At 42.5% G+C, this 4,339-nt stretch carries 7 protein-coding genes; 4 read left to right on the forward strand and 3 right to left on the reverse strand.

From position 1 onward, the window contains the following. The first annotated feature begins 166 nt into the window (after nt 1-166). The 4 genes from IM500_RS01480 (at nt 167) to obgE (ending at nt 3,183) form a co-directional block, all read left to right on the forward strand. Nucleotides 167-361, forward strand: coding sequence for a type II toxin-antitoxin system HicB family antitoxin (locus IM500_RS01480; protein ID WP_002776391.1), 195 nt, complete (start codon nt 167-169; stop codon nt 359-361). Continuing rightward, nucleotides 358-576, forward strand: coding sequence for a type II toxin-antitoxin system HicA family toxin (locus IM500_RS01485; protein WP_044034701.1), 219 nt, complete (start codon nt 358-360; stop codon nt 574-576). The genes IM500_RS01480 and IM500_RS01485 overlap by 4 nt, the downstream gene beginning before the upstream one ends. An 888-nt stretch (nt 577-1,464) precedes the next feature. Next, nucleotides 1,465-1,686, forward strand: coding sequence for a hypothetical protein (locus IM500_RS01490; RefSeq protein WP_190721193.1), 222 nt, complete (start codon nt 1,465-1,467; stop codon nt 1,684-1,686). 468 nt (nt 1,687-2,154) lie between these two features. Continuing rightward, on the forward strand, nt 2,155-3,183 hold the full coding sequence (gene obgE / locus IM500_RS01495; RefSeq protein ID WP_190721191.1) for a GTPase ObgE: 1,029 nt from the start codon (nt 2,155-2,157) through the stop codon (nt 3,181-3,183). Nucleotides 3,184-3,192: 9 nt separating this feature from the next. Here obgE and IM500_RS01500 read toward each other — a convergent pair whose 3' ends face one another. The 3 genes from IM500_RS01500 to IM500_RS01510 all read right to left on the reverse strand — a co-directional run bounded on the left by IM500_RS01500 (nt 3,193) and on the right by IM500_RS01510 (nt 4,134). Continuing rightward, the gene (locus IM500_RS01500) at nt 3,193-3,558 is read right to left on the reverse strand and encodes a KH domain-containing protein (protein ID WP_002736767.1); all 366 of its coding nucleotides are present in this window, start codon (nt 3,556-3,558) and stop codon (nt 3,193-3,195) included. Next, the gene (rpsP, locus tag IM500_RS01505; RefSeq protein ID WP_002780060.1) at nt 3,551-3,799 is read right to left on the reverse strand and encodes a 30S ribosomal protein S16; all 249 of its coding nucleotides are present in this window, start codon (nt 3,797-3,799) and stop codon (nt 3,551-3,553) included. Before rpsP ends, IM500_RS01500 begins: the two co-directional genes overlap by 8 nt. A gap of 92 nt (nt 3,800-3,891) precedes the next feature. Then, entirely contained in the window at nt 3,892-4,134 is a 243-nt protein-coding gene (locus tag IM500_RS01510) for an HNH endonuclease (protein ID WP_002746947.1), read from the reverse strand. Nucleotides 4,135-4,339 lie beyond the last annotated feature (205 nt).

The raw sequence follows: 4,339 nt of genomic DNA on the forward strand, positions 1-4,339 counted from the left end.
ATTTTGCCTCAAACCCTATCTGCGTAAGGAATTCAGGATTTTGTGTCCAGTAGTCCATTAGTATTATATTGCTTTAACTCAGGCTCTGTAAGACTTTTAGCCATAGCTAGTATGTTTATACGGGGGAAGTTCAGGTATAAAAGTTACAAACTAACAGCCACTATTTATGCGCTATCAAGTTCGACTCAAACAAAGCGAAGAAGGTTATGCAATTTGGTGTCCCAGTTTACCCGGATGTTGGTCACAGGGGGACACTGAAGCAGAAGCTATAGAAAATATCAAAGAAGCGATACAAGACTATTTAGAGACAATTGAAGAATTAAACAAAGATGCGGAAGTACGTTATGTAGAAGTAGGATAAGTAGGCCAAAATTACCCAGAATTAATCATCTACGCACTGTTAATGCCTTTGAAAAAGCGGGATTCCGCATCACTAGACAGAGAAAACATATTACTATGACAAATGGAGAACAGACTATCACCATTCCACGAGCAAATCCGGTTAATGCTTATACAATGGCAGGGATTGTTAAAGAAGCGGGTTTAACTATCGAAGAATTCTTAAAATTACTCTAAAACTATTTCTAACCTGCCTTTAATCCTTCATTTTGGGGGACTGGTCGCCTTACGAGAAGTGTATCAAGGTATTAGGGAAGTGAGTCGGTTGTGGTGGTGATTCTCCTCTCACTAATTAGGGTTTGCCTTACCCAATTGAATCAGCAGTCTGCTCCCCAGTGCCTTCGGCAAGCGCGGCAATCCGATAAAATAGTAAATCAGAACTTTGAGCTACTTGGTGATAGAGTTGATTAAAATTTAATTTCTTGTGTTCAACAAAGAAATATTGGCGATAGTGGTAATTAGCTAGATTGAACAGATTTTTTGACAAAAAAGCAGCTCGGTCAATTTCTGACCAGCAAGGATGGGATTTAGTATGATATGGCGTTCAACTAGCTTCATGTCTTGATTGTAGCTGATAACCCTCTCAAAATCTATCTCCCTTAAAAGCTACTTATTTTAACCATCTAGCTAGAGGGAGTCAGAAGGTTTCTGGAAATTTGAGGAGATTTAGAGAGAATTTTCGTTTCTGTATTTACCCCCTATTGCCAACCTCAAAGTTTAGTACAAAAGAATTATGCGGTCAGCTATAGGGCGATCGCTGAAAAGAAAAATTGACCCGATTTATTATCAAAATAAAATTTTATAATTGTTGTCTGTTAAAATAAAATTAAGAGGTTGAACTCTATTAGTTAGTCAAAGGTTCGGGGGACGAAGCTCCTCCCCTGACGGGGGGTTTAAGGCTGGGATTGAGTGATAAAATCGGAAGTAATGCCCAATTTTAGCAGAGAGTTTCCCTTTAAAAATCCCAACTCAGTAGATTGACAAAATGAGATGCACCCCCTGTTACCTCTTGTTCTTGGTCAAAGGATCGGCTAAGATGATGATAGACAATTTCCAGTTAAAGAGATGAATCAATTAAAACCCAAACTTGTCAATTATCCAGATTGGGATCGAAAAGAGCAAATTAAACGAAATCGTTCGGCTTTGGCTATCTTAGAACAAAGACGACAAAAACGGTCACAAATAACCGATAAGCAAGACCAAGAAATTTCCCAGTCTTTCCTCAATTTTCAGACTGGGATTGATAATGATCGTCCTTTGGGTTCAAAGCTTTATAGCCAAGGATGATTGTCTTTATCGATTCGGGGGTTTTGGGTTGATTAACTCATCCTAAAAAAGCGGGTAAACTGGGAAGATTGGCCTTATTCACTTTTGTCTAAGGGTGCTTATGTAGTTAGTTCCGATAGCTGTGATTATGAAGTCAGAAAAAGCCTATTATTAGAATCGGTCAAGAAAAATTCCTTTAATAGCTAGATAATTTAGATACCGAGGTGATGTTAGAATCGTCACAAATTTGGGTAGAAACTCGAAAGATTGGCCAACAAACGGCTGATAATTACAATATTGACGTAGATATTATTTTATTATTCTTGCTCATTGGCAGTTATTAAAAAAACAAGATCCGAGCCGTTATCTAGTCATCGCTACTACCAATGTCAAACATTTTCAGGGATTCGCAGAAGCTTTAAATTGGCAAGATGTTAACCTATAACAGCTTTGATCTTGAGCATTTTTTCACTTTAACTACTTAGTCTTATGCAGTTTATTGATCGCGCCGAAATAGAAGTAGAAGGGGGTAAGGGAGGTGATGGAATTGTCGCTTTTCGTCGGGAAAAATACGTCCCCGCCGGCGGTCCGGCCGGAGGTAATGGGGGAAAAGGTGGTTCGGTGATTTTCGTGGCGACTCAGAACCTGCAAACCCTGCTAGATTTCCAGTATAGTCGCTATTTTAAGGCCGATGACGGTAAACGGGGCGGCCCGAACAACTGCACGGGAGCCAACGGGAGCGATCGCATTATTCAAGTTCCCTGTGGTACAGTGGTTTATGATCTCGATAGCGAGGAAATTATCGGCGATTTGGTCACTCCCGAACAGACTTTAATCGTGGCTGCCGGGGGAAAAGGAGGATTAGGCAACCGCCACTTTTTAAGCAATAATAATCGCGCACCCGAATACGCCTTACCCGGTTTAGACGGGGAAAAACGCCATTTACGCCTAGAATTGAAGTTATTAGCGGAAGTGGGCATTATCGGGCTGCCCAATGCGGGAAAATCCACCCTAATCTCGGCCGTTTCCTCTGCTCGTCCCAAAATCGCCGATTATCCCTTTACGACTCTCATTCCTAACTTGGGAGTGGTACGCAAACCCACGGGAGACGGGACGGTATTCGCCGATATTCCTGGATTAATCGAGGGAGCGCACCTAGGAATCGGCTTAGGACACGAATTTTTGCGCCATATCGAACGCACACGCCTGTTAATTCATCTTGTCTCCTTGACAGCAGAAGACCCGATCGCCGATTATCAAATTATTCAAGGGGAATTAGCCGCCTATGGTCGGGAATTGGAAAAGCGATCGCAAATACTGGTTTTCAACAAAATTGATGCTGTGGACGAGGAAACGATAGATAACTACCAAAAGCAGTTTGCTAAAATAACCAATGCCGAGATTTTGACTATTTCCGCCGTGACGGGAGCCGGATTAACCACTTTACTCGCCAAAGTTTGGCAGCAATTAGAGCAACTGGAGAGGGTCGAGGATGAAACCCCTTCCCTGTTTTCCTAAAATCGCTCGTTAGTTGTTGAGCTGCCGGGGTGCGGGTGGTCGGCGATTGCTCGGTCTTCTTTCCGTACCTTCAAAGTTACCATTAGAACGACGGGTGCGGCGCTGTTCGCCTTCATTTTCGGCCGCATAGACTTCTAGATAAAGAGAGCGACCGGCATTTGCGGCCGCCATTTCTAGGGTAGTTCTAATCGCCTGTAAATTGCGTCCTCCCCGGCCGTAAACTTTGCCTTTATCGGCATCATCGAAGGCTACACGCACCCAAAGACGTTCATTTTCCTTACAGCGCTCGATATCCAATCTCAGACTGGCTGGATCTTCCAAAAACGGCTCGATCATAAATTTCACCAGTTCGAGATAATTGGGGGTACTAGGCATTGATTTTCTCGAAAATTTTCTGTTTGGTGAGAATGCCGCGCACGGTGTCCGTCGGTTGCGCTCCTTGTTGTAAGCGTCGGATAATCCCTTCTTCATCCAGACGCACTTCATCGGTGCGGGGATTGTAAAATCCTAATTCCTCTAGGGGACGACCATCGCGACGACTGGTGCTAACGGCCGCAACGATACGATAACTGGCTTCGCGTTTTTTACCAAAGCGTTTTAGACGTAATTTGATCATGGTTACTCAAAAATTCTCCTTTCCGATTCTAACTCATCCAGGCGGTATTTCCACAAGTGGCGATCGAGGAAAGGGTCGGCAGCCATTGGCTATTATTGAAAATAACGCCGAAAACGAGGGTCTAAATGGTCTTTTTTGCGGCGATTACAGGATAAACAAAGGGTTTGCAGGTTACTAATGTCGTTACTGCCACCTAAAGCTAAGGGGATTATATGATCTATGGAAAGTTGGGCTAATTTTTCGGGTTTACCGCAACTCTGACATTGATAATTATCCCTTTGATAAACATATTTTCTCACTTCGATCGGAATCGGTATTCTCGGAGTTTTTGCCATGATAATTACAGCAGTAGGCAGGATAGAGGTGATTGCTTTAATTTATTTTCCTTATTATCTAATTACTGGACTTCCCCCGTATAAATATACTAGCTATGGCTAAAAGTCTTACACAGCCTGAGTTAAAGCAATATAATACTAATGGACTACTGGACACAAACTCCGGAAGTCCTTACGCAGATAGGGTTTAAAGCAAAATTTTTCA

Origin of the sequence: Microcystis sp. M179S2 (assembly GCF_020245805.1) — a bacterium.
GTDB classification, from domain to species: domain Bacteria; phylum Cyanobacteriota; class Cyanobacteriia; order Cyanobacteriales; family Microcystaceae; genus Microcystis; species Microcystis aeruginosa.

What these genes read in the sequence shown, in the direction of transcription:
- IM500_RS01480 (WP_002776391.1), top strand. Translation starts at nt 167, where the DNA reads ATGCGCTATCAAGTTCGACTCAAACAAAGCGAAGAAGGTTATGCAATT.
- IM500_RS01490 (WP_190721193.1), top strand. Translation starts at nt 1,465, where the DNA reads ATGAATCAATTAAAACCCAAACTTGTCAATTATCCAGATTGGGATCGA.
- obgE (WP_190721191.1), top strand. Translation starts at nt 2,155, where the DNA reads ATGCAGTTTATTGATCGCGCCGAAATAGAAGTAGAAGGGGGTAAGGGA.
- IM500_RS01500 (WP_002736767.1), bottom strand. Translation starts at nt 3,558, where the DNA reads ATGCCTAGTACCCCCAATTATCTCGAACTGGTGAAATTTATGATCGAG.
- rpsP (WP_002780060.1), bottom strand. Translation starts at nt 3,799, where the DNA reads ATGATCAAATTACGTCTAAAACGCTTTGGTAAAAAACGCGAAGCCAGT.
- IM500_RS01510 (WP_002746947.1), bottom strand. Translation starts at nt 4,134, where the DNA reads ATGGCAAAAACTCCGAGAATACCGATTCCGATCGAAGTGAGAAAATAT.